This is a genomic window from Propionimicrobium sp. BV2F7 (genome assembly GCF_000510445.1).
In the GTDB taxonomy this organism is placed as follows: domain Bacteria; phylum Actinomycetota; class Actinomycetes; order Propionibacteriales; family Propionibacteriaceae; genus Propionimicrobium; species Propionimicrobium lymphophilum.
This window is the reverse complement of the sequence record NZ_AZIS01000005.1, coordinates 266534-288279: the sequence shown is the minus strand read 5'-3', so window position 1 is coordinate 288279 and position 21746 is coordinate 266534. Positions and strand designations below refer to the sequence as shown.

Here is a 21746-nt window from a genome sequence, read left to right as displayed (position 1 = left end):
ACTAAGGGTACCCTTGGTGCTTAATTTTGTGAATAGCTTTCGATATTCGTTTTAGCGCATTCCACTGCCACGCCGGCCAATAGTGTTGCTGGCACATCAATCAGTCGCTGATTGGTGGAGCCGCGCCAAGGAAGGCTCAACGTTCTCTTAGCTAGAACGAAAGGGCCATCCACCAACACGTCGAGAGCATTCAGCCATGCGAGGATATCGGGTTGTGTGCGTGAGCGTTCGAGCAGCCGCTCGATTCGGTATCCCGAGTAAGACCACACGCTCATGCCCCTAGACTTTGCGGCTTTAGCTAGCAGTGCGCAAGCACCGGCCTGCAGGCTGGGTTCTCCACCTGAGAGCGTCAGACCGGTCAGCATCGGATTTGCGAACATATCCGCGCAAATCTGCTCAACGTCTAACTCTTTGCCACCGTTGTTGTCCCAAGTCGCCGGGTTGTGGCACCCCTTGCAAGCAAGCGGGCAACCCTGAGTGAACACCACGTAGCGCAGGCCGGGCCCGTCCACGATGGAATCACTCAAGGTGCCCGCGACCCTGATCTTGACCACTAGATCAGGGGGCTTCTTGAGCCGTGCTTGACGCGGTCTGCTTCTTCGGCGCGCTTGGCGTCGTTGAAGCGGTCGAGGGTGCCAACTAGATATCCGGTGATACGGCGGATGCGGTCAAACGGCTTATCGGGAGTTTCGTGACGGCCACAGTTCGGACACTCATCATCGATGCATCCGGTGAACTCGCAAACCGGGTCGCGGTCGACCGGGTGGTTGATGGCCCCGTAGCCAATTCCAGACGCATACATCTGCCTTACGACGGCCTCAAATGCACTGAGGTTCTTGGTTGGGTCGCCGTCAAGCTCGATGTAGGAGATGTGCCCGCCGTTGGTCAGCTCGTGGTAGGGAGCCTCGAGGCGGATTTTGTCGAAGGCGCTGATGTTGAATGCCACCGGAATGTGGAACGAGTTGGTGTAGTAGTCCTTGTCGGTGACGCCCTCGATGTCGCCGTAGCGCTCCTTATCCATGCGGACGAAGCGCCCTGACAGCCCCTCGGCGGGAGTGGCAATCAACGAGAAATTGAGCCGGTATTTCTCTGCGGCTTCGTCCGTGCGACGACGCATCTGGCGGACGATCTCCAGCCCCAGCGCCTGGGCCTTCTCCGACTGGCCGTGATGCTCGCCGATCAGCGCTATCAGGGTCTCGGCCAAGCCGATGAAGCCGATGGCTAAGGTGCCGTGCTTTAGCACTTCCGCCACTTGATCCTTCCAATCGAGCTTCTCAGAGTCGATCCAGACGCCCTGCCCCATCAGGAACGGGAAGTTGCAGACTCGACGCTTGCTTTGGATGGCTAGTCGCTCGAGTAGCTGGTCGATGACCAGATCGATTTCGGAATCTAGGCTCTTGAAGAACTCGGAGATAGATCCCCTAGCTTCGATCGCCAGTCTCGGCAGGTTGATCGACGTGAAGGACAAGTTGCCACGTCCGTGAGTGATCTCGCGTGTGGGGTCGGCGACGTTGCCCATGACGCGCGTACGGCAGCCCATGTATGCGACCTCGGTTTCCGGGTGGCCGAGCTTGTAGTACTGCCGGTTGAAGGGCGAGTCCAGGAACGAGAAGTTCGGGAACAGCCTCTTGGCGCTGACCCTGCAGGCCAGCTGGAAGAGGTCGTAATTCGGGTCGCCGGGGTTCAGGTTTACGCCCTCTGCGACACGGAAAATCTGGATCGGGAAGATCGCGGTTTCGCCGTGGCCCAGCCCTGCCTCCGTCGCCAGCAGCAGCTGCTGCATGACGAGCCTGCCCTCCGCGCTGACGTCCGTTCCGAAGTTGATTGAAGAGAACGGAGTCTGCGCCCCCGCACGGGAATTCATAGTGTTCAGGTTGTGCAGGAAGGCTTCCATGGCCTGATAGGTGGCACGACGAGTCTCGGTTTCGGCCTCTTTAAGAGCGAATTTCTGCACCTTGACAACGGTCTTTAACTCGATTCCGAGTGCCTCCGAGAGCTCTTCGGCCTCTTGCTTCAAAACGTCGTCGGTGGCAGAAAGCCTTGCGCGCAGCTCGACATCACCTAGTTTTTCGGCGGCTTCTTCGGCACCGAAAAGCCTGAACGCCTTCGCGAGGTTCGAGCGGTAGATGGAATTGAAGGTCATGCGCACGCCATCGGCCATGTCGTAGTCGAAGTTCGGCACCGCCTGGCCGCCATGCTGATCGTTCTGGTTGGACTGGATCGCAATACAGGCCAGCGAGGCGTAAGAGGTGATCGACTTGGGCTCACGGATGACGCCGTGGCCAGTTGAGAAGCCACCCTTGAACAGATCGCGAAGGCTGATCTGGCAGCAGGTCATGGTCAGCGTCAGGAAGTCTAGGTCGTGAATGTGAATATCGCCTGCGACATGAGCCGCGGCGTGATCAGGGTTAAGCACCCGAAGGATGTTGAACTGCTTGGCCGATTCGGAACCATACTGGAGCATGGTGCCCATTGCGGAATTTGCGTCGACGTTGGCATTCTCGCGCTGAGCATCCGATATCTCGGCGCCGAAGGTGATTTTGTCGAACGACTGCATCAGGCGGTTTTGCGCCTCCCGGGCGCGAGTGCGCTCGTTGCGGTAAAGAATGTAGGCCTTCGCGGTGTGAGGATAGCCGTAGCGCATCAGGGTGTCCTCGACGATGTTCTGCACATCCTCGACGCTCGGGGTGCTCAGCTCGCGACGCTGCAACTCTGCGAGCACTCCGAACGAAACCTGATGTGCGTGCTGCTTGGGGTTGTCTTGATCCGTGGCGGCGAATGCCTTGGTCAGCGCGTCGATGACCTTGCCTAGATCGAAATCGACGACCCTGCCATCGCGCTTGTGAATAGAAATTGGGGTAATGACGTGCGTGTGCGCGCGCGTTTCAACCGACATGCTTTCTCCTCGAAGCTCGGATTAAATCGCAAAACCTCTTTGCGATATGCCGGCAGGTATTCGGACTTAAGGGCTAAAACCTACTTAGCGCGCTTCCCAGCCTTTTTCAGCCAGTGCTTCTGTTCGCCGTTCGTTCCCTATTACCGCTGCGGGACAGCTCCGGATTCTCACCGGATTCCCTCTTGCGTCACCCCAAAACCACTGCATCTAGTGGCCACTGTGGTGAACCAGCACTAGATAAGGTACTCCTGATCTTGTGCCATATCCACCCGGACACACCATCGAACCGGTTAAACGAAAAGATTCTTGCGTCCGCCGAATGGGCCAAAATAGTCGATGCGCGTTCGTGCGGAGTGGGCAAATTAATAAAGATGTGGGCCACGCCCGAAAGCATGACCCACACGTTTAGAGTTTATTCGATTAAGAGTTCTTAGCTCGGTTGCGGGCCTTCGCGCGGTCGCGAGCGTCCAGCAGAACCTTGCGGACGCGAACAACGTCCGGGGTGACCTCTAGGCACTCGTCGGCAGCACAATACTCCAGCGACTGCTCCAGGCTCATCCTGCGTGGCGGAATCAACCGCTCAAGCTCGTCGCCGGTGGCCGAACGCATGTTGGTCAAATGCTTTTCCTTGGTGGGGTTGACATCCATGTCGTCGGGACGAGAGTTCTCGCCGACAACCATGCCCTCGTAGGTGTCGTCGCCCGGAGCAACAAACAGAGTGCCGCGCTCTTGCAGGTTGAACAATGCATAGCTATTGACGGTGCCCTGCCTGTCAGCAACCAGCGACCCGGTCTGACGGGTGCGCAGCGTGCCAACCCAAGGCGTGTAGCCCTCGAAGACGTGGTTCATAATGCCGGTGCCTCGAGTGTTAGTCAGGAACTCAGTGCGGAAACCGAGCATGCCACGGCTAGGCACTACGTATTCCAGGCGAACCCAGCCGGAACCGTTGTTCGACATCTTCTCGAGCTGCCCCTTGCGCTGACCAAGCAGCTCGGTGACTGCTCCAAGGTGCTCTTCGGGGATGTCGATGGTCAGGCGCTCGGTCGGCTCCTGAGTTACTCCGTCAATCTCCTGGGTGACGACCTGCGGCTTACCGACGGTAAGCTCGAAGCCTTCGCGCCTCATCATCTCCACCAAGACGGCGAGCTGCAGCTCACCACGGCCCTGAACCTCCCAGGTGTCTGGGCGCTCGGTGAGCAGAACACGGATGGATACGTTACCGATGAGCTCGGCGTCGAGCCTGTTCTTAACCAGACGAGCCGTCAGCTGAGTACCGGAACGCCCGGCAAGCGGCGAGGTGTTGATACCGATGGTCATTGAAATCGAAGGCTCGTCGACGTGGATAAGCGGCAAAGCAACCGGGTTCTCCGGGTCGGCGAGAGTTTCACCGATGGTGATCTCGTCGATGCCAGCGACTGCGATGATGTCGCCAGGGCCTGCCTTCTCTACGGAGACGCGCTCCAGACCATCGGTCATCAGGAGCTCGGAAAGTTTAACGTTCTTGACCGAGCCGTCACGACGGATCCAGGCGACCGTCTGGCCTCGGGTGATTTCACCTGCGACGATGCGGCAAAGCGCTAGGCGGCCAAGGTACGGCGAGGAATCGAGGTTTGTTACGTGGGCCTGCAGGCTCGCGCCTTCCTCGTAGGTCGGAGCAGGGATGGTGTCCATGATCACCTTGAACAGCGGCTCGAGCGTGTTACTGTCGGGCAGTTCACCGTCTGCGGGACGGTTCAAAGATGCCTTACCGGCCTTGGCGGAGGCGTAGACGACCGGGAAGTCGAGACCCGTCTCGTCGTCGTCAGCGATTAGGTCTAGGAACAGCTCGTAGGTTTCCTCCTCAACGGCCTCGATGCGGGCGTCAGGACGATCCACCTTGTTGATAACAACGATGATCGGCAGCTTCTTTTCCAGTGCCTTGCTGAGCACGAAGCGAGTCTGCGGCAGCGGGCCCTCCGATGCGTCGACGAGTAGCAGAACGCCGTCAACCATCTCTAGGCCGCGCTCAACCTCGCCGCCGAAGTCAGCGTGACCGGGGGTATCGATGATGTTGATGACCGCCTCGGCGCCGCCAACGTTGTGACGTATTGCGGTGTTCTTAGCGAGAATGGTGATGCCCTTTTCGCGCTCAAGATCCATCGAATCCATCACCCGTGTGGCAACATCCGCGCCCTCTCGGAAAACACCAGACTGCCAAAGCATGGCGTCAACGAGCGTAGTTTTGCCATGGTCGACGTGTGCGACGATAGCGATGTTACGTAGATCTTCACGTACTGGCATCAGTCTCCTTTAAGTTAAACCTCAAAAAGTGTACGCCCCGCAGGCCCGCTCGCTAAATACGGTTGACACCACCACTTTCATAACTCGCCCTAAAGGACGCAATAGTCCTGCCTAGGCGTTTAGTTTTTCGGCTTCTTCTGCGACGCCGAGCAGCGCATTTTCCACGACCTCGACGGGCGCCGGGTGCGGCCAGAACTGCCTGTCCGCTGCCTCCCTGGCGCTAAGACCGGCCACCATTGCGGAAATAATCGGCTGCAGCAGAGAAGTCGCCTGCGGGCCGACGATGTGCGCGCCGAGCAACGTGCCATCCGGCTTGGCCAGGATCTTGGCGAAGTGACCCTCGTCATTCATTGCCCAGCCCCAAGCCGTGTCGGAGAACTTCTGAGTGAATACCGCGTAGGGACCGATTTCCTTGGCCTCTTGCTCTGTAAGGCCAATGCTGCCGACCTCCGGAGTGATGTAGATGCCCATCGGCACAACGTCTTGATTGCGCGGGCCGGGCCTATCCTCAACCTTCAGCTCGTCGCCAGCGAGCTTAGCCTTGATGTCTGCGAGAACGACTCGAGCCTGCACGTTAGCGAGGTGCTTGAGCATGTGCGTGTTGCAGATATCGCCTATTGCCCAAATATGGTCTGCGCTGGTGCGCTGCAACTCGTCGGTAATAATCAGACCGGAATCGTCCAGCTCCACGCCAGCTTTCTCCACGTCCAAAACATCTGCGTTGGGCACGCGACCGATGACCGAAAGCACGATGTCCGCCTGATAGGTGTACTCGATGCCAGAAGAGTCCTTGGCCGTGACCACCACCCCGCCCTCGGGAGCCGCATCCACGCTCTGATAGCTCTGATTCAGCCTAACGGCAACGCGCTCGCTCAGCGCATCGGTGACGGCCTTGGCAATATCCTCATCCATCTTGCGAAGAAGAGTGCCGCTGCGGTTAATCACCGTGACCGTCGAACCCAATGCGGAGAAGATGTGGGCAAACTCGACGGCCTCGGTACCGCCGCCCAGAATCACCAAGCGCTCCGGCACCTCCTCAATGCGCATGACGGATTCACTGGTGTGGACGAACGGCTGCAGATCACGCTCGTTGAAGCCCGGCTTATCCGTCTGCCTAGGACGAGAGCCCGCAGCGATTACGAACCTATCGGCAGTTATGATTTCGTCGCCAACCTGGAGCGTGTGCTCGTCGAGGAAATGCGCGTAGTCGCGGAAAACCTGCACGTTTTCGCGGCTCAGCTGCCACTCAAGACCGCCATCAGAGATGGCATCCGTGCGGTTGAAAGTGCGCTTGCGAAGAGCATCGAAATCGATGCCTTGCGAGGTTAAGGAGACATTCATTCGTTCCGCGTCCGGCACCTGAGCGACGCTAGACGCAGGAATGGAGAGCATCTTCGAAGGGATGCAACCGGCATTCAAACATGTGCCGCCGAAAGCTTGGGTAGGGCCCGTGCCCGGATCGATCAGAGCCGTCTGCCAGCGCTCGGTAACCTCGGGCGGCATCACCGCAAGCCCGGATCCCGAACCAATTACACAAAGATCGAAGTGCTCACTCATGGTTCAATCATGACAGATGCCACCGACAAAAAATGAGCGCGTGTTCCAACGCCACGCCAAACCGTTATTTCCCGGAAGAAAATGCCCGGTTCGCATCGGCCCCTAACAGGTGCTTCGCCGGCTCCAGGTATCCAATACCCAGCAGCTCATCGTCACGGAACGCAAACGTCGTGACGCTACCAACCCGGCAGGTGCGCTTGCGGGGGTCGTGGTAGAGCTTCTTGCCCTCGAAAGCCAGCCGGCAAACCCAGATCGGCAGCTGATGGCTGACCATCACAGCCTGACCACCCGGGCCGACCTTCTTAGCTGCGTCACGAACAGCAGCCTGCATCCGCTCGGCAATCTCGGCATAGGGCTCTCCCCAGCTCGGCTTGAACGGGTTGTAGTAGTAGCGCAGGTTGCGCGGATCGAAAATCGCTTTGTTGTTCTTTCCGAACACCTGACCTGCCAGCTTGTTACCAGCCTCGATCAGGCGCTCGTCGATCTCCAACTCGCCGTCGTGGCTGGAGACGATGGGGGCAATAGTCTCCCTCGCGCGCTCTAGGGGGCTAGAGATGAACGCGCCCAACTCGTAGTCGGAGAAATGCTCGGCAAGCGCGTCCGCCATCTGCCGCCCATTACTTGAAAGGTAGAAACCGGGCAGCCGTCCATAAAGAATGCCCTCGGGGTTGTGCACTTCTCCGTGCCTGATCAGGTGAACCTTGGTCAGAGTCATATAAATATAGCCTTAACTGCGTTTCTTACGGCGCCTACGCCGCTGCGACGGGCGAAGCGGAAGTTTGCCGTCGGCAATCTGAAGTGCTCTGCGCTCCTCCACAAAATTGGCCAGCACCTCTACCAGGCAAGAAGGATTAGGCTCGGGCGCGATAGCAGCAACCTCTAGCCCCATCTCCTCGCACGTCTTCGCCGTGGCATCGCCGATAGCGACGACCACCATGCTGGCGTGCGGCTTGCCCGCGATACCGATCAGGTTGCGCACAGCGCTCGAGCTGGTGAACAGCACCGCATCGAAGTCGCCACCCTTGATCGAATCTCGAATCTCGGGGGACGGTGGAGCCGCGCGAACTGCCCGATAAACCGTAACTTCTTCGACCTGCCATCCAAGCTCTTCGAGGCCAGCCACCATAGGATCGGTCGCAACCTCCGCCTTAGGAACCAAGACGCAGTCGATAGGGTCGAGCAGATCATCGTGGAACGGAAATTCTTCCGCAAGCCCAGAAGCAGTGCGCTCGTCGGGAACGAAATCAGGGTTGATACCCCAATTCTTCAATTCGTTCTCGGCCTGTTCATCCGTGACAGCCACCCTGATACCAGCGAAGCAACGAGCGTCCAACCCGTACTCCTGCATCTGCTTGATGATGATGCGAACAGAATGGACGCTAGTAAAAACCACCCACTGATAGTTGCCCTCGACGATGCCGTGGACGCAGCGTTCCAAAGCGGTCTTGCTGCGCGGCGGCTCGATCGACATGGTCGGAACCGCCGTGTGCGTGGCGCCATAAATCTGCAGCCGGCGCACCAACGACGGATCCAGCGAATTCGTCACGGGAATCAGAACTTTCCAGCCGTTCAATGGGCGGGTCTGTGTCCACTCAATACGCGGGTTGTTCAGATAAGGGCCTACGGCGACAAGATGGTGACTGCCGTACTCGTCCTTGATTCTCGCTAGCTTACCGACGGTGGTCTGCTCTGGCGGAAGAATGTTTTGATCGCATGTAACCAGAAACACTGGCTCGGACGCCTTGTAGCCGGCCTTGCGAAGCGACTTGCTCGCCGCCTCCAGTGCCCCCGGTAAAACATGCAACAGCAAATCTCCCGTTTTAGGAAGGGAGACCTCCTCTTCCGCACCAATTCGAGCGCGGACATACGTGTTCGGCAAATGCATGCCGAACCGCATAGAGCCGATTTGGGGATAAGTCAGAGTCGCAACGACGCCGACCTTCATGCCGGCGGCAGAGCACAGCGCCATTACCTCGTGGACAGGACGGGAACAGATCTCGCCGTCCGAAAGCGGATCGCCAACACACAGCCACGCAACGATTTCGTCGCATTGACTGTTGCTTCTGACCGATCTGACTGCTGCGAACACCTCATCGAAATTGTTTACCTCGATTAAGGTGTGGTCTTTCCGCAACTGCATCTCTTCCTGTTGAAGGATGTGTCGCAATTGCGGTTCGATAATAACCAGACTCGCCTCAGCCAACACTCGTGTGCTCGATAGTGGCAGGTAGGCGGGTAGCCCGCCGGCAGAGCCCAAGAAAAATACTCGAGCTGCTGCGTTACTCGTGCGCTCCCGAGCTGGCTCGGCGCTCATGCAGAAGTCTTAGCTACTTACCTGCGCGTCGACGCTGGATACGAGTCTTCTTGAGCAGCTTGCGGTGCTTCTTCTTCGACATCCTCTTGCGACGCTTCTTAATAACGGATCCCACTAGATCGCCTTCCTTGATTTTCGAAAATGTTTACTGCAGAACCTTAATCGACGCGTTGCGTCCCTAGAAAGTTCTCGACAGACAGTTGACCAGTTTACCCACAGGGCAAACTCTAAATAAAGTTACTTTTTATCCGCTGCAACGATTTCGGCGATCTGAATGGCGTTCAGAGCGGCACCCTTACGCAGGTTGTCGCATGCAATGAACATGGTCAGACCGGTCTTGTCGGGCACAGACAGATCCTGTCGGATGCGGCCAACGAGGCTGAAGTCAGCGCCGGCTGCGTCGCGAGGAGTCGGGGCGTCGAGGAGTTTAACCCCGTCGGCGTTCTCGAGCATCTTCGTTGCCTCTTCGGGCGTGATCTCATCTTCGAACTGGGCGTGCACAACGAGCGCGTGACCGGTGAATACCGGGATGCGGACACAGGTGCCGGAAACCAGCAGCTCGGGGATGTGCAGAATCTTGCGCGATTCGTTGCGCAGCTTCTGCTCTTCGTCGGTCTCTAGAGTGCCGTCGTCAACAAGGTTGCCGGCGATCGGGACTGCGTTGAAGGCGATGGGTGCCACGTACGGGCCGTTGTCAACGTCGTCGATTGCGTGGCCGTCGAGAGCCAGCTTGGCGAAGTCCTGCTTAACGGCGGCCTCGGTCTGGTTCTTCAGGGTCTGCACGCCGGCAAGACCGGAACCAGAGGTGGCCTGGTAGGTGGCAACAGTTAGGCGAACGAGCTTCTTGGCCTTGTGCAGCGGGCTAAGCACCGGCATGGCAGCCATGGTGGTGCAGTTCGGATTGGCGATGATGCCCTTCGGCGGATTCTTGACGTCCTCCGGGTTTACCTCGCTGACGACCAGCGGCACATCGGGGTCGCGCCTCCAGCAGGAGGAGTTGTCGACGACGGTGGCACCAGCGGCTGCGGCCTTCGGAGCATACTCGCGCGAGGCGGTTGCCCCTGCGCTAAAGATCGCAATGTCCAGGCCGGCGAAGTCTGCCTTGGCCATATCCTCAACGACGACGGGCTTACCCTTCCAGTCCAGCGTCTTGCCCGCGGAACGCGAAGACGCAAAGAAACGGATGTCATCGGCAGGGAAATTACGTTCGGCAAGAAGTTGACGCATGACGCCGCCAACTTGGCCGGTTGCTCCAAATACTCCAACTCGCATGGGGCAAGCCTACCCGTTATCAAGATATTGAGAATATTCGTCCAGATATCGTCAGCGCTTGCCAATGAGTGAACGCATGAACAGGAGCAGGTTCGAGGGCCGATCCTCAGCCCTGCGCAGGTAGTAGCCGATCCAATCGGGGCCGAACGGCAACTGGGTGCGGCAGGTCCTACCGGTGTCCACGAGCCGACGCTGCTCGAACGTCCTCACCCCGTAGAACATCTGGTACTCGTAATCGTTGTAGCCGTGCTTCTTGACCAGAGCCTCGCTGATCTCGATCAGGCGCGGATCGTGGGTCGCGACCAGCGGCACTCCCCCGCCCTCGAACGCCTTACGCAAGCAGTGCACGTAAGACTGGTCGACCTTCAGGCGGCTATCGAAACTGTCGGCGTCCGGCGCCGCATAGCTGCCCTTCACGATTCTTATTCGGGCGTTCTTTTCTGCCAGCCGCTCAACGTCCTTCAGGCTGCGCTTCAAGTTTGCCTGCACGGTCACACCGATCCTCGGGAAGTCTTGGTGGAGTTGATCGTGAACGACTAGCACAGTGTGGATGTGCTCGAAATCTTCCATGTCCAGGCAAACATCGATATCAAGATTTGTCGCCGTGCGGGTGATCTCCCTGGCAAGCTCAAGCGTGATCTCCGGAAATACCTGCCCCATCCCCACCGTCGAAAGACGCAAAGAAAGCTCCGCCTTATGCGAGAAGCCGCCGTCTGAGATGCGCTGCAGAATCTGCTTATAGTCGTCCACCACGTAACGCAAATTTTGCACCCGCCCCAACTGCTTAGGCAGGAAATTAATCGAGACATCAAGGCCCTTCCAAACGTGATTGTCCACGACGGGCATCAGTTCGTCGAGGTCACGTCCAGCGATGTATCTGCTGATGAGCTCTCGAGTGGCTGGGCTTTTCTCGACGGCTTCGCGTACCCGCTCGTCGCCGGCTAGCTTATCGATGAGCTTCTTCATGCAGTTCGCCTCGCATTTTCGATGTGCATCCTTGTGGTTTCCAGACATTCTCGCAGCTTTTCCCGCCTAGCCTGAACCGACGGCATTTTTCGGGTGCTAATTTCGTGGATCACATGCCCGGCATAGCCGCTGCGCACTATGTGTTCGAGCACCTCCCAAGAGCGCATGTCGCCCTCGCCTGGAAAGAGGTGTTCGTCCATCATCGAATCGTGTCCGTCGGTTAGGTGTAGGTGACGAAGCCGCGAGCCCCACTCATCGACCATCTGAAACGGATCAGCACGGCCAATGGCTGCGTGAGACAGATCGAATGTGAGCGCATCATAATTGAAATTTGTCGGGTCCCAGTGCGGGTGGTAGGCCAAAATTTCTCTGCCGAGCACTCGCCAGGGATACATGTTTTCGACGGCGATAGTCACCCCGGACTTCTCTGCGACCTCCCGCACCCCGGTGACGAAGTTGGCCGCGTAATCGTGTTGCCAACGAAACGGCGGATGCACGACGACCACATCGGCACCCAGCCTCTTGGCGGCCTTGGTGGAGACCTCCAACTTCTCCCAAGGTTCGGAACTCCAGGTGTTTTGGGTGATGATCAGGCACGGCGAATGCACGCTGAGCACCGGCACCTGATACTTATCCCTGAGGCTCTCCACGTAGTTGATGTCAGTGCTCGAGCGGTCCACACCGACCATAAGTTCGACGCCGTCATAGCCCAATTCGGCAGCTGTCTCGAAGGCGCCAGCGGTGGTTTCTGGGTGAACAGTTGAGGTGCCCAATCCAACTTTTATTTTCTCGTGCACAGTTACACGCTAGCCCACTGTGGAAGATTCAAAAATTGCATTTCAACAAGCGCTGATCGGCCGGCTAACTGCAAATCTGATTCGCTATTGAGAAAAGAAACGGTCAAAATGGTGTCATGCATGTCGATCACCTAACTTTTGTTGCAGGGCCGGAGGGATTAGCCGATACCGTCGAGCAACTAAGCCACATTTTTGGTGACAGGTTCAAAGACGGTGGCGTTCACCCGAGTTTCGGAACTCGAAATAACATCATGCCGCTAACTGATGGCCGATATTTAGAGGTGGTTGAGGTTTTGAACCATCCGGCAGCAGATAAGGCTGTTTATGGGCAGGCGGTTCGTCAGCGCCAAGAGACTGGCGGCGGCTGGTTGGGCTGGGTTGTCTCCGTCGACGATCTGAGCCCATACGAGAAGCGTCTCGACCGCAAGTCGGTGAAGGGTTCTCGTCGCTTCCCAGACGGCAGGCTGCTGGAGTGGGAGCAGATCGGCGTTAAGGGCCTGATGACCGACGCGCAGTTGCCTTACTTTGTGCACTGGAAATCCGATGCAGAGGTGCTGCCGTCCGCGCTTCCCGGCGATGTGACTCTTGCGAGCATCGATATCGCCGGCTCGAAGCAGCGCGTAGAGGAATGGCTGGGCGCCCCGATGGATGCCAATTTCGACGGCGTTCACTTCGATTTCACCGCCCCGCACGGAGCGCCCGCGATCTTGGCTGTGACGTTCGACGTCCCTGGCAAGGGTTCGGTGCGAATCTAACTTTCGCTTTTTAGTTAGAGGCTCGGCCTGGCATTTTTTGTCAGACCGGGCCTCTATTGTTTTATCCATGGCTAAGAAACAAGACTCCTACGAGTGCTGCGAATGCGGCTGGACCACCGCCAAATGGGTCGGTCAGTGCGCCAGCTGCAAGGCTTGGGGAAGCATAGTCGAGCGAAGCGACTTCGAGGTTAAGGCTGCCTCCATCTCTGCCCCTTCTGCTCCAGCGGTGCCCATCACCGCGGTGGACGCCGAAACCGCCGAGCATTCTCCCACGGGCATCGGGGAGTTGGATCGCGTGTTGGGCGGCGGGCTGGTGCCGGGTGCAGTCGTCTTGCTGGCAGGCGAGCCGGGCGTGGGTAAGTCGACGCTGCTACTCGAGGTTGCTTCACGCTGGGCCAAGCACTCAAACAAGACGCTCTACATAACCGGCGAGGAGTCTGCCGCACAGGTAAGGCTGCGCGCGGGTCGAACCGATTCGCTTTCGGAAAATCTTTACCTGGCTGCCGAAACGAGCCTAGCGACTGTTCTTGGCCAGATCGAGCAGGTTCGTCCATCGCTTTTGGTTGTCGACTCGGTGCAGACCATAATTGCGGGCGAATCAAACGGCGTGCCGGGTGGTTTGACGCAGGTACGCGAGATCACCAGCGCGCTGGTTCGGGTGGCCAAGCAGCGCAACATGGCTGTGCTGATCGTCGGGCACGTCACTAAGGACGGCAACATCGCAGGCCCGCGCACTCTGGAGCACCTGGTTGATGTCGTCCTCGACTTTTCGGGCGACAAATCCAGCGGTTTCAGGATGGTCAGGGCGCAGAAAAACCGGTTCGGTCCAGCAGACGAGGTTGGCTGTTTCGAGATGGGCGACCATGGCATTTTCGAGGTGCCGGACCCGTCTGGAATGTTCACGACGAGGAAGGGCGAGCCCTCGCCCGGCACGTGCGTGACGGTGGCGATGGAGGGCAAGCGCCCGTTGCTGATCGAGGTGCAGGCGCTCGTCGCGCCGATTCCAGCGGAAGCGCCCGCCAGGCGAGTTACTCACGGCATGGACAATTCGCGGGTGGCAATGATCCTGGCGGTTCTACAGCGAAAGGCACACTTCCCGCTCTCGCGTCAGGACGTGTACGTATCTACGGTCGGCGGGGCTCGCATCTACGATCCGGCCGCAGATCTTTCAGTTGCGTGCGCGGTGGCTTCTGCAGCATTGGACAGAAACTTTCCGCAAAGAGTGGTCGCGTTCGGAGAAATCGGGTTGGCGGGCGATCTCCGCAGGGTTCCCGGCCTGGAAAAGCGCGTCGGCGAGGCCTCGAGGCTAGGTTTTGACCTTGCGCTGGTGCCCGCAAATAACAGGGACAAGAATCAACACATACCGAATCTAGGTGGGCTAAAAGTCGTCGAGGTCGACTCGCTCGCGCAGGCCCTCGCCACGCTAGACCTACGAAGAGCGCGTTAAACACAGGGGCAGGCACACGGGTTAGATGGCTGTAGCTAGGATTACCAACATGGGGAAACTTTTGGGGCACGACGAGGAAAGATATCGTCACTACCGGGCTTTATTGGCGCCCGGCACACCGCTGCGTAGTGGCCTAAACCGCATTTCACAAGGCCATACGGGGGGCCTGATCGTGCTCGGGAACAACGCTGTCGTCAAGGAAATCAGCACTGGCGGCTTCGAGGTAAACACACCGTTCACCCCCACCGCGCTTCGCGAGCTGTCCAAGATGGACGGCGGAATCGTCCTTAGCGACGACCTCGATGTCATTGTCAAGGCTGCAGTGCACTTCGTGCCGGACGGCTCCTTGCCCACCATCGAAACCGGCACCAGACACCGCACGGCAGACCGAATCGCCCAGCAGGCCGAGATTCCTGCAGTTACGGTTTCAGCCGCAATGTCCACTATCACGCTCTTCATGTCCGGGCTGCGTTACCCAATCGAATCCTCCGAACAGATTTTGATGAGGGCCAACCAAGCCCTTGACACCCTAACCAGGTTCCACGAGAGGCTAGACGAACAATCTGCCAACCTCTCCATGCTCGAGGTGGACGACCGCGTGACGGTCGCAGACTTCATCAAGACGATTCAGCCGGTTGCTATGATGCGTCGGCTCAACCAAGAACTTGAGACCTACGTCGAGGCGCTCGGCGTCGACGGGCGCTTGCTGCAGCTTCAGCTCTATGAGCTGACCAGCGACATCGACCAATTCAGTTCGATGCTCGAGCTCGACTACAAGCCCGAGGGCGCGGAGAATTTCCACCTCGACGACCTCTCCAACCTGCCCACCGGCGACCTCCTGGACGGCGTCACAGTCGCCGAGACGCTAGGGTTGCCCGCAGACCTAACTGCGCACATGACCAGCCGCGGCTTCCGCCAGGTGACACAGGCAGCCCAAATGTCGACGAAGATCGCCGGGTATCTTCTGGAGCACTTCGGCGGCCTACAGGCGCTTTTCACCGCCACTCCTAAGGAGTTGCGAGAGGTTAAGGGCGTCTCCGAGGCACAGGCAAGAGCCATTCGAGACGGGCTGACCCGCCTCGCGGCCCGCCTTGAGCGTCAGCACGGCTAGTTGAGGTCACTCGACCCTTGGAATCGACTCCGTAGCGTCAGGCACCTCGGCGGTGATGCGGCTGCCATCGGGACGCGTCCCACCGATGATCGGGTGGGTCGTCGCCAGATTCGGCAGTCTCACGCCCTGTCCTTTAAGCTCAACCTCGAGAGGCATGCCGGGCATCACTAGGTATTCCTTGTCACGCACGCGAACCGGTTTCTCGGTGCCCTCGAGGATCTCGAAGCGAATCTTCTTCCGCTCAACTCGAACCTCGAATAGCGTGTCTTCCTGCGTGAGCCGCAGCTGCAGATGATCCCACTGCCTCGGCAAACGCGGGTCGAATTCCATAACCGGACCCCACTGGCGCATACCAGCGAAGCCGCAGGCGAGCGAGTGCCAGACACCGCCAGCAGATGCAATGTGGACGCCATCGGATGCGTTGTGATGCAGATCTGCCAGGTCGACGTAGAGGCCCGCCAGGAAGTATTCGTATGCCATATCTTGATGGCCGACCTCGGCCGCAACAATCGACTGCACGACGACGGAAAGCGAAGAATCACCCGTGGTGATCGGGTCGTAGTACTCGAAATCTGCGCGCTTCTGCTCGCGGGTGTAGCGGTTGCCGAGCAGGAAATTCGCGAGCACGACGTCTGCCTGTTTTAGCACCTGGAAGCGATAAATCACCAGCGGGTGGTAGTGCAGTAGCAGCGGGAAGCGCTCCTTCGGGGTGTTTTCGATGTCCCAGAGTTCCTTGTGGATGAAGACGTCGTCTTGCAGATGGATGCCCAGCTGCTCGTCGTAGGGAATTTTCATGCCTTCCGCGCAGTGTGCCCATTCCTCGTTTTCATCTGCGCGAAGATTAAGGTTTTTCCGCAGCCTGGAGAGTTCCTCGGGGGCTTCTTCGTGCATCGTCTCGACGACCTTGCAAGCCAGTTCCAGGTTATTTTTGGCCATCACGTTCGTGTACATGTTGTTATTCACGACCGTGGTGTATTCGTCGGGGCCGGTGACGCCGTGGATCTCGAAGGTGTCACCGCGCCAGAACCCGAGGTCGGCCCACATTCTGGCCGTTTCGATCAGCAACTCTGCACCCTCGCCGTAGATGAACTCCGTGTCGCCCGTGACGTCCCAGTAGCGCCCAATCGAGTAGGCAATGGCTGCGTCTATGTGGTATTGCGCGGTGCCTGCAGCGTAGTAGGCGGACGCTTCCTCGCCGTTGATGGTTCGCCACGGGAAAAGCGCACCGCCAACGGACATCTCGCGCGCCCTCTCGCGGGCCTGCTGCAGCGACGTGTACCTGAAACGAAGCGCGTTCCTAGCCCAAATCGGGCTGGTGTAGGAAAGGAACGGGATGACGTAAACCTCGGAGTCCCAGAAGTAGTGGCCCTCGTAGCCATCGCCGGTGACGCCCTTCGCCGGGATGCCCAAACCGTCGGAGCGGCCACCTGCCTGCGCCAGCTCGAATAGGCACCAGCGAACCGCCTGCTGGATGCGCTCGTCGCCACCAACCTGGACGTCGCTTCGGCGCCAAAACCCGTCGAGCACCTCTTTGTGGGAGGCAACCATCTGCTCGAATCCGCTATTGCGCACGCGGTCGAGCGTACGACGAACCCGGTCGCTTAGTTCCCGAACGGGAACGGACCTGGAGGTGTGGTAGGCGATGGCTTTGGAGATCAGTATCGGCTCGCCCTGTTTGGCACCGATGCGGTAGATCTTGCGACCCATGTCAGCGGTGGTGTCGTCGATCTCTTCGAACTCGTTGTTGGTGATTATCTGGTGATCAGCGCCCACCCCGAGCGTCATGCCGGAGTTTGCCACTTTGTAGCCAAGGACCATGCGTCGAGGGCTGCACCAGTTGAGTTCGCCAAGTAGCACCCGGTGGCCGAAGCCATGGTTCTTGCGCGGATCCTTGATGCCCACCTGCTGGCTTTCAGCGGTGATGGGCTGCTGGGCGAGGCTGTCGAAGTCTTCCTGGTTGACGATCTGCGAGCTGATGACGATCGGCGCGTCGCCCTCCAGCATGGTCACCTCGAAGGTCATTAGGGCCAGGTGCCTGTCGGCGAGGCTGACCATTCGTCGGCTGCGCACCTGGACGCGCTTACCCGAGGGGGTGCGCCAGATCAGATTGCGCCTCAGCACGCCGTCGCGAAAATCTAGGGAACGCTCATAATCTACTAGGTCGGCCATAGAGATGATCAGCGGTTCGTCGTCGACGTAGAGCTTTATGATGTGCGAACTTGGCGCGTTGACCAGCGTCTGTCCGGTCTTTGCGAATCCGAATGCGTTCTCAGCGTGTTTGATCTCCCAGGTCTCGTGGAACCCGTTGATGAACGTGCCGTTTTTATAGCTAGGACGGGTCTCTTCCGGGGTGGCGCGGATGCCGAGATAGCCGTTCGCGGTTGCAAAAAGCGTCTCGGTTATTCCCAGGTCATCGTTGCTGGGATATTTTTCCACCAGCCGCCAAGGATCGATCGGGAAGCGCTCGGCATCCATCGGATCTTCGCGAGGTTCGGGAACGATCATTTCGTAAGCTCCTCAAGGTCGGATACCACCAGTTGCGCTCCGGACGCCTCCAGAGCCTCGACGCCCGCTCCCCTATCAACGCCGATAACAAGACCGAAGTTTCCTGCCGCTCCGGCCTGGACGCCTGAGATGGCATCCTCGACCACGACCGCAGCCGAATTCTGCTCGCCGCAAAGATGTGCTGCGTAAGAGTATGTGTCGGGTGCCGGCTTTCCGGCCAGCCCCTGTTCGCGAGCGATGTTGCCGTCGACAACGTGCTCGAAGTAATCGCGAATGCCTGCGGCATCGAGCACCGCCAGCGCGTTTCTCGAAGAGCTGACTACGCACATCTTCACGCCCGCATCGTGAAGCTGGTCAATCAGCCTCTTCGATCCCGGGTATGCCTCAATTCCGTCGCGTTCAAGCACTGCTGAAAAGTCGTCATTCTTCAGGTCACCGAGACGAACCACCTCTTCCTCGCTGACGTTCAGCCCCAGGCTCTCGAGGTAGTTTCTCACTCCCGCGTATCGGGGTTTGCCGTCGACAAACTTGTAGTAGTCGTCGTCGGTGTAGGTGCGGTCGTCGCCGATTTCGCGCAGGTAGTCGTTGAACATCTTCGACCACGCCTTGCGGTGAATCTGAGTTGTGGGGGTTAGCACGCCATCAAGATCAAAAAGTATGACCCGAAATTGACTCCAATCCATGGCTCTACCCTAAGCCAGCCGCACATGCTCACCAAAGTGCTGCACCCACGCGTGCAATGCCTACATCATCGGCGAGAAGGTTCGAAGGATCGCGCGCATCACCCTGCGTGGCACGCTGACCGACCGCGCTTCCTCCAAAGTGACGGGTTTGCTGAGGCGCTCAAGCTCATCAAAATCGGCCGCCATGTCCGCGATTGCGGTGGTTTTGAACATCCACACCGCGTTCTCCTGGTGCAGGTAAAAGCTACGGAAATCAAAGTTGATGGTTCCGATGATGGCGAATTCGTCGTCTGCAACCATCTGCTTGGCGTGCAGGAACCCTGGGGAGTATTCGAAGATTTTGATGCCTGCTTCCAGCAGCGGCGCATAGTTGGATCTGGTCACCTCGTAGACGACCTTCTTGTCGGGTATCCCCGGCACGAAGATGCGGATCCTTACGCCAGATTTTGCCGCAGCGACCAGCACATCGGTCTGCTCCTGCGACGGCACCAGATAAGGCGTCGTCAAATCTACGTAGTTCTGGGCGCGCATGATGAGCTGGCGGTATCCGGCCCAGCCTGTCGATGTGTTATCGAACGGTGTGTCGTCGAAAGCCAATGTGGCGCCGGGCTCGTCCCCGTCCCACTGCCGATCGGGTTTGTAGGCGTCGAGTTCGGTTACCTCGCCTGTGTTCAGGTCCCAGAACGAGAAGTAGAGGGTAGCTAGGCCCCACACGCCCGGCCCCTCCATGCGCAGGACGGTGTCTCGCCAGTGGCCGAAGCGCTCGATGCGGTTGACGTATTCGTCGGCGATGTTGATGCCGCCCGTGTAGCCGATTTCGCCGTCGATGACGAGCAGTTTGCGGTGATCGCGGTTGTTGTAGCGAAGGGTCAGGCCGGGGCCGAACTTATTGATCGGCTGCGCCTTGATTCCCATCTTGCGAAGCCGTTTCTCAAAGCCGGAGGCCACCTTCAGCATGGAGCCGAAGTCGTCGTACATGAAGAAGATCTTGACGCCCTCGGCGATTTTGCGCTCCAACACCTCGAGCAGCTCGTTGAGCATCGAGCCCTCGGCGACGATGAAGAATTCCAGTCCGATCCAGCGCTTTGCTTTCTCAAGGTCTTCGAGCATCTGGACGAAGGCGTCGTCGCCCACCGGGTAATAGGTGGTCTTCGTGCCCGCGTAGCCGATGAACGGGCCTGCGGCCTCGAAATATGCCAGCTGACGTCGGGCTCTCGGGTCGACGTCTGGGCCCACCGGGATCATGGAACTTTCCGACTTGATCTGTTCCAGCTCAGCCTTGCTGTCGGGGAACTCGGCGTCTTTCTTATTGCCTTCCGCCCAAGACTCGTGGACGGCAGCCGGACCGGCGGTTATCGCCTTGGGAGAGTTCACCTGATGGCGTCGAATGTCCTCTTGGATCTCCATGTAGCGACGCATCTGTTTACCTGCTCCGCTTCGAGCACCGAATAGCAGGTAGAAAACACCGCCAGCCAGCGGCACGAGCAAAATGACGATCGACCACGCCAGCTTGTATTCGATCTGCATGCGCGAGTTGAGGATGTAGGCGACCACCAATGCGCTGACCAGGACTCCAAGGGCGGCGACCCAACGCATGTAGGACGCGCCGACGAAGATGAGCATCACGAATAGAACCAGCTGCGCCAGCAGAGCTAGGGCGGTTAAGCCAAACCTCAGCCAGGTTGCGGCGAACCGCTGCCCCCTGGGGTGCTTGTTCTGGTTACGCGAGACAGCGCGCTTGCCTTGAAGATCTACAGACACATTCAAATTATCTAACAGAAGTTATGCTTTTCACATTGTCCCCCACTATTGACCAGTCTTCGGAGCGATACGCAAGGTGAAAATGCCACCCGAATTAGTGCTGCCAACAGATTTCGAGACGCTTGTGACCATGATGCGCTCGGTGGATTCGCCACGCCCTGTTTTCCTGCTCGACGGCGGTTCCGGAGCTGGGAAATCAAGGCTTTCGGGGCTGCTCATGCCGAGGCTAAAGGAGCGGTTCCCGGGCATCGAACTTCTAGCCTTGGACAGCTTCTATCAGGGCTGGGACGGGGTCTTCGAGGCAGCACGTCACCTCGTCGACGGAATTTTGACCAGCCCAAATCCGGGGTATCGTACCTGGGATTGGCATGAGAGCGAACCCGGCGAATGGGTTTCGCTGCGCCCAGGCGTCCCGCTGCTCGTGGAGGGTTGCGGGGCGATCACTCGGCGAAGCGTTGAACTGGCAGATTTGAGCATCTGGCTCGAGCGTCCCGAAGAGGACCGCAAGCGGCTTGCGCTAGCGCGCGACGGCGACACATTCGCACCTTGGTGGGATCACTGGGCTGCCAACGAACGTAAGCTACGCGAGAAAAATCCTCCGTCGCAATTGGCCGACGTCAAAGTCACGTTTAGTTAAGGCTAGGCTTTCGCTTGTGAATTCGACGCGAATTGGAAACCTGAGTCTCGCCCCCGGCCAGCGACCGAAGATTATCGTCCCCATCGCCTGCGCCTCGCCAGAAGAGGCAGTGGACGCGGCCAGGGCGATAGGGGCTTCGTCAGCCGACATGGCCGAGCTGCGCGTCGACGTGCTATCCGAAACCGACCTGCTCGCACTTTTGGACGAGATCCGAAACGCGCTAGCCGGCAAGCCGCTGCTGTTCACGTTCAGGACCGCAGCCGAGGGAGGCGCAGAGGTTACCCCTGAGCGTTACCTCTCGCTGATCCAGACTGCAGCCGGCCATGACTGCGTTGACGCAATTGACATCGAACTAGCCTCCCCCGTCTTCGAAGAGGCAATGAAGATTGCCGGGTCCAAGCCGGTTGTGGCGTCGTTCCACGACTTTTCCGCCACTCCGTCCAACAAAGAGATGGAGGCCAAGCTACGCAAGATGAAAGAGGCCGGCGCCCAGATAGCGAAAATCGCCGTCACCACTAATAGCCCAGTGGACGTCGCCAGGCTGCTAGAGGTTACCGCCCGCTGCGCGAAAGATTTTTGCGTGCTGACGATCGCCATGGGAAAGGACGGTGCGGTAAGCCGGATCTGCGGCCAAGCCTTCGGTTCCGTGGCTACCTTCGCAACGATCCGCGACTCCTCAGCCCCCGGTCAGCTAAGTCTGGAAGATACCCAAGCAGGCCTCGATAGATTCGATTATTGAACTAATTTTCATCTTCTAGGTGCTTG

18 protein-coding genes and 1 riboswitch are annotated in these 21746 nt (G+C 58.6%); of the genes, 5 read left to right on the top strand and 13 right to left on the bottom strand.

From position 1 onward, the window contains the following. Positions 1 to 20 precede the first annotated feature (20 nt). From nrdG to HMPREF1255_RS07680, 10 genes are all read right to left on the bottom strand, one after another. A complete protein-coding gene (nrdG, locus tag HMPREF1255_RS07720) occupies positions 21 to 545 on the bottom strand; it encodes an anaerobic ribonucleoside-triphosphate reductase activating protein (protein WP_036917693.1) in 525 nt (174 codons plus the stop codon). A gap of 8 nt (positions 546 to 553) precedes the next feature. Beyond that, the gene (locus HMPREF1255_RS07715) at positions 554 to 2896 is read right to left on the bottom strand and encodes an anaerobic ribonucleoside triphosphate reductase (protein WP_024111613.1); all 2343 of its coding nucleotides are present in this window, start codon (positions 2894 to 2896) and stop codon (positions 554 to 556) included. Between the two features lie 33 nt (positions 2897 to 2929). After that, a riboswitch (cobalamin riboswitch) is annotated at positions 2930 to 3143 on the bottom strand. A gap of 173 nt (positions 3144 to 3316) precedes the next feature. After that, positions 3317 to 5176 carry a translational GTPase TypA gene (gene typA / locus HMPREF1255_RS07710; protein ID WP_024111507.1) on the bottom strand — a complete coding sequence of 620 codons (1860 nt, stop codon included), beginning with the start codon at positions 5174 to 5176 and terminating at the stop codon, positions 3317 to 3319. A gap of 111 nt (positions 5177 to 5287) precedes the next feature. Then, positions 5288 to 6733: an FAD-dependent oxidoreductase gene (locus HMPREF1255_RS07705; protein WP_024111586.1), complete on the bottom strand. Its 1446-nt coding sequence runs from the start codon at positions 6731 to 6733 to the stop codon at positions 5288 to 5290. A 64-nt stretch (positions 6734 to 6797) separates the two neighbouring features. Then, positions 6798 to 7448, bottom strand: coding sequence for a histidine phosphatase family protein (locus HMPREF1255_RS07700; protein ID WP_024111491.1), 651 nt, complete (start codon positions 7446 to 7448; stop codon positions 6798 to 6800). Positions 7449 to 7460: 12 nt separating this feature from the next. Then, complete coding sequence (locus tag HMPREF1255_RS09465; RefSeq protein WP_016456700.1) at positions 7461 to 9047, bottom strand: uroporphyrinogen-III synthase; 1587 nt, start codon at positions 9045 to 9047, stop codon at positions 7461 to 7463. A gap of 13 nt (positions 9048 to 9060) precedes the next feature. Next, complete coding sequence (locus tag HMPREF1255_RS09675; protein ID WP_081636672.1) at positions 9061 to 9162, bottom strand: 30S ribosomal protein bS22; 102 nt, start codon at positions 9160 to 9162, stop codon at positions 9061 to 9063. A gap of 122 nt (positions 9163 to 9284) precedes the next feature. Then, positions 9285 to 10319 (bottom strand): aspartate-semialdehyde dehydrogenase, encoded by a 1035-nt coding sequence (locus HMPREF1255_RS07690; protein ID WP_016456701.1) that lies wholly within the window; start codon positions 10317 to 10319, stop codon positions 9285 to 9287. A gap of 51 nt (positions 10320 to 10370) precedes the next feature. Beyond that, positions 10371 to 11285 carry a proline dehydrogenase family protein gene (locus HMPREF1255_RS07685; RefSeq protein ID WP_024111541.1) on the bottom strand — a complete coding sequence of 305 codons (915 nt, stop codon included), beginning with the start codon at positions 11283 to 11285 and terminating at the stop codon, positions 10371 to 10373. After that, on the bottom strand, positions 11282 to 12082 hold the full coding sequence (locus HMPREF1255_RS07680) for a sugar phosphate isomerase/epimerase (protein ID WP_024111463.1): 801 nt from the start codon (positions 12080 to 12082) through the stop codon (positions 11282 to 11284). Before HMPREF1255_RS07680 ends, HMPREF1255_RS07685 begins: the two co-directional genes overlap by 4 nt. Before the next feature lie 116 nt (positions 12083 to 12198). Here HMPREF1255_RS07680 and HMPREF1255_RS07675 point away from each other — a divergent pair, with 116 nt between their 5' ends. The 3 genes from HMPREF1255_RS07675 (at position 12199) to disA (ending at position 15395) form a co-directional block, all read left to right on the top strand. Next, a complete protein-coding gene (locus tag HMPREF1255_RS07675; RefSeq protein WP_024111347.1) occupies positions 12199 to 12837 on the top strand; it encodes a VOC family protein in 639 nt (212 codons plus the stop codon). Between the two features lie 67 nt (positions 12838 to 12904). Then, positions 12905 to 14284, top strand: a complete 1380-nt coding sequence (gene radA / locus HMPREF1255_RS07670; protein ID WP_024111588.1) for a DNA repair protein RadA — start codon at positions 12905 to 12907, stop codon at positions 14282 to 14284. A 49-nt stretch (positions 14285 to 14333) separates the two neighbouring features. Beyond that, positions 14334 to 15395, top strand: coding sequence for a DNA integrity scanning diadenylate cyclase DisA (gene disA, locus HMPREF1255_RS07665; RefSeq protein ID WP_024111595.1), 1062 nt, complete (start codon positions 14334 to 14336; stop codon positions 15393 to 15395). A gap of 6 nt (positions 15396 to 15401) precedes the next feature. Here disA and HMPREF1255_RS07660 read toward each other — a convergent pair whose 3' ends face one another. The 3 genes from HMPREF1255_RS07660 to HMPREF1255_RS07650 are packed head-to-tail and all read right to left on the bottom strand — an operon-like array spanning position 15402 to position 20344. Beyond that, positions 15402 to 17900, bottom strand: coding sequence for a glycoside hydrolase family 65 protein (locus HMPREF1255_RS07660; protein ID WP_024111554.1), 2499 nt, complete (start codon positions 17898 to 17900; stop codon positions 15402 to 15404). Next, positions 17897 to 18583 carry an HAD family phosphatase gene (locus HMPREF1255_RS07655; RefSeq protein ID WP_024111478.1) on the bottom strand — a complete coding sequence of 229 codons (687 nt, stop codon included), beginning with the start codon at positions 18581 to 18583 and terminating at the stop codon, positions 17897 to 17899. Before HMPREF1255_RS07655 ends, HMPREF1255_RS07660 begins: the two co-directional genes overlap by 4 nt. A gap of 60 nt (positions 18584 to 18643) precedes the next feature. Continuing rightward, on the bottom strand, positions 18644 to 20344 hold the full coding sequence (locus tag HMPREF1255_RS07650; protein ID WP_016456709.1) for a phospholipase D-like domain-containing protein: 1701 nt from the start codon (positions 20342 to 20344) through the stop codon (positions 18644 to 18646). Between the two features lie 82 nt (positions 20345 to 20426). On the opposite strand from HMPREF1255_RS07650, the gene HMPREF1255_RS07645 reads away from it, so the two are divergent. Both HMPREF1255_RS07645 and aroD read left to right on the top strand, forming a co-directional pair. Further along, positions 20427 to 20981 carry a hypothetical protein gene (locus tag HMPREF1255_RS07645; RefSeq protein WP_051395019.1) on the top strand — a complete coding sequence of 185 codons (555 nt, stop codon included), beginning with the start codon at positions 20427 to 20429 and terminating at the stop codon, positions 20979 to 20981. Positions 20982 to 20997: 16 nt separating this feature from the next. After that, positions 20998 to 21720: a type I 3-dehydroquinate dehydratase gene (aroD, locus tag HMPREF1255_RS07640; protein ID WP_024111567.1), complete on the top strand. Its 723-nt coding sequence runs from the start codon at positions 20998 to 21000 to the stop codon at positions 21718 to 21720. Positions 21721 to 21746: the final 26 nt, after the last annotated feature.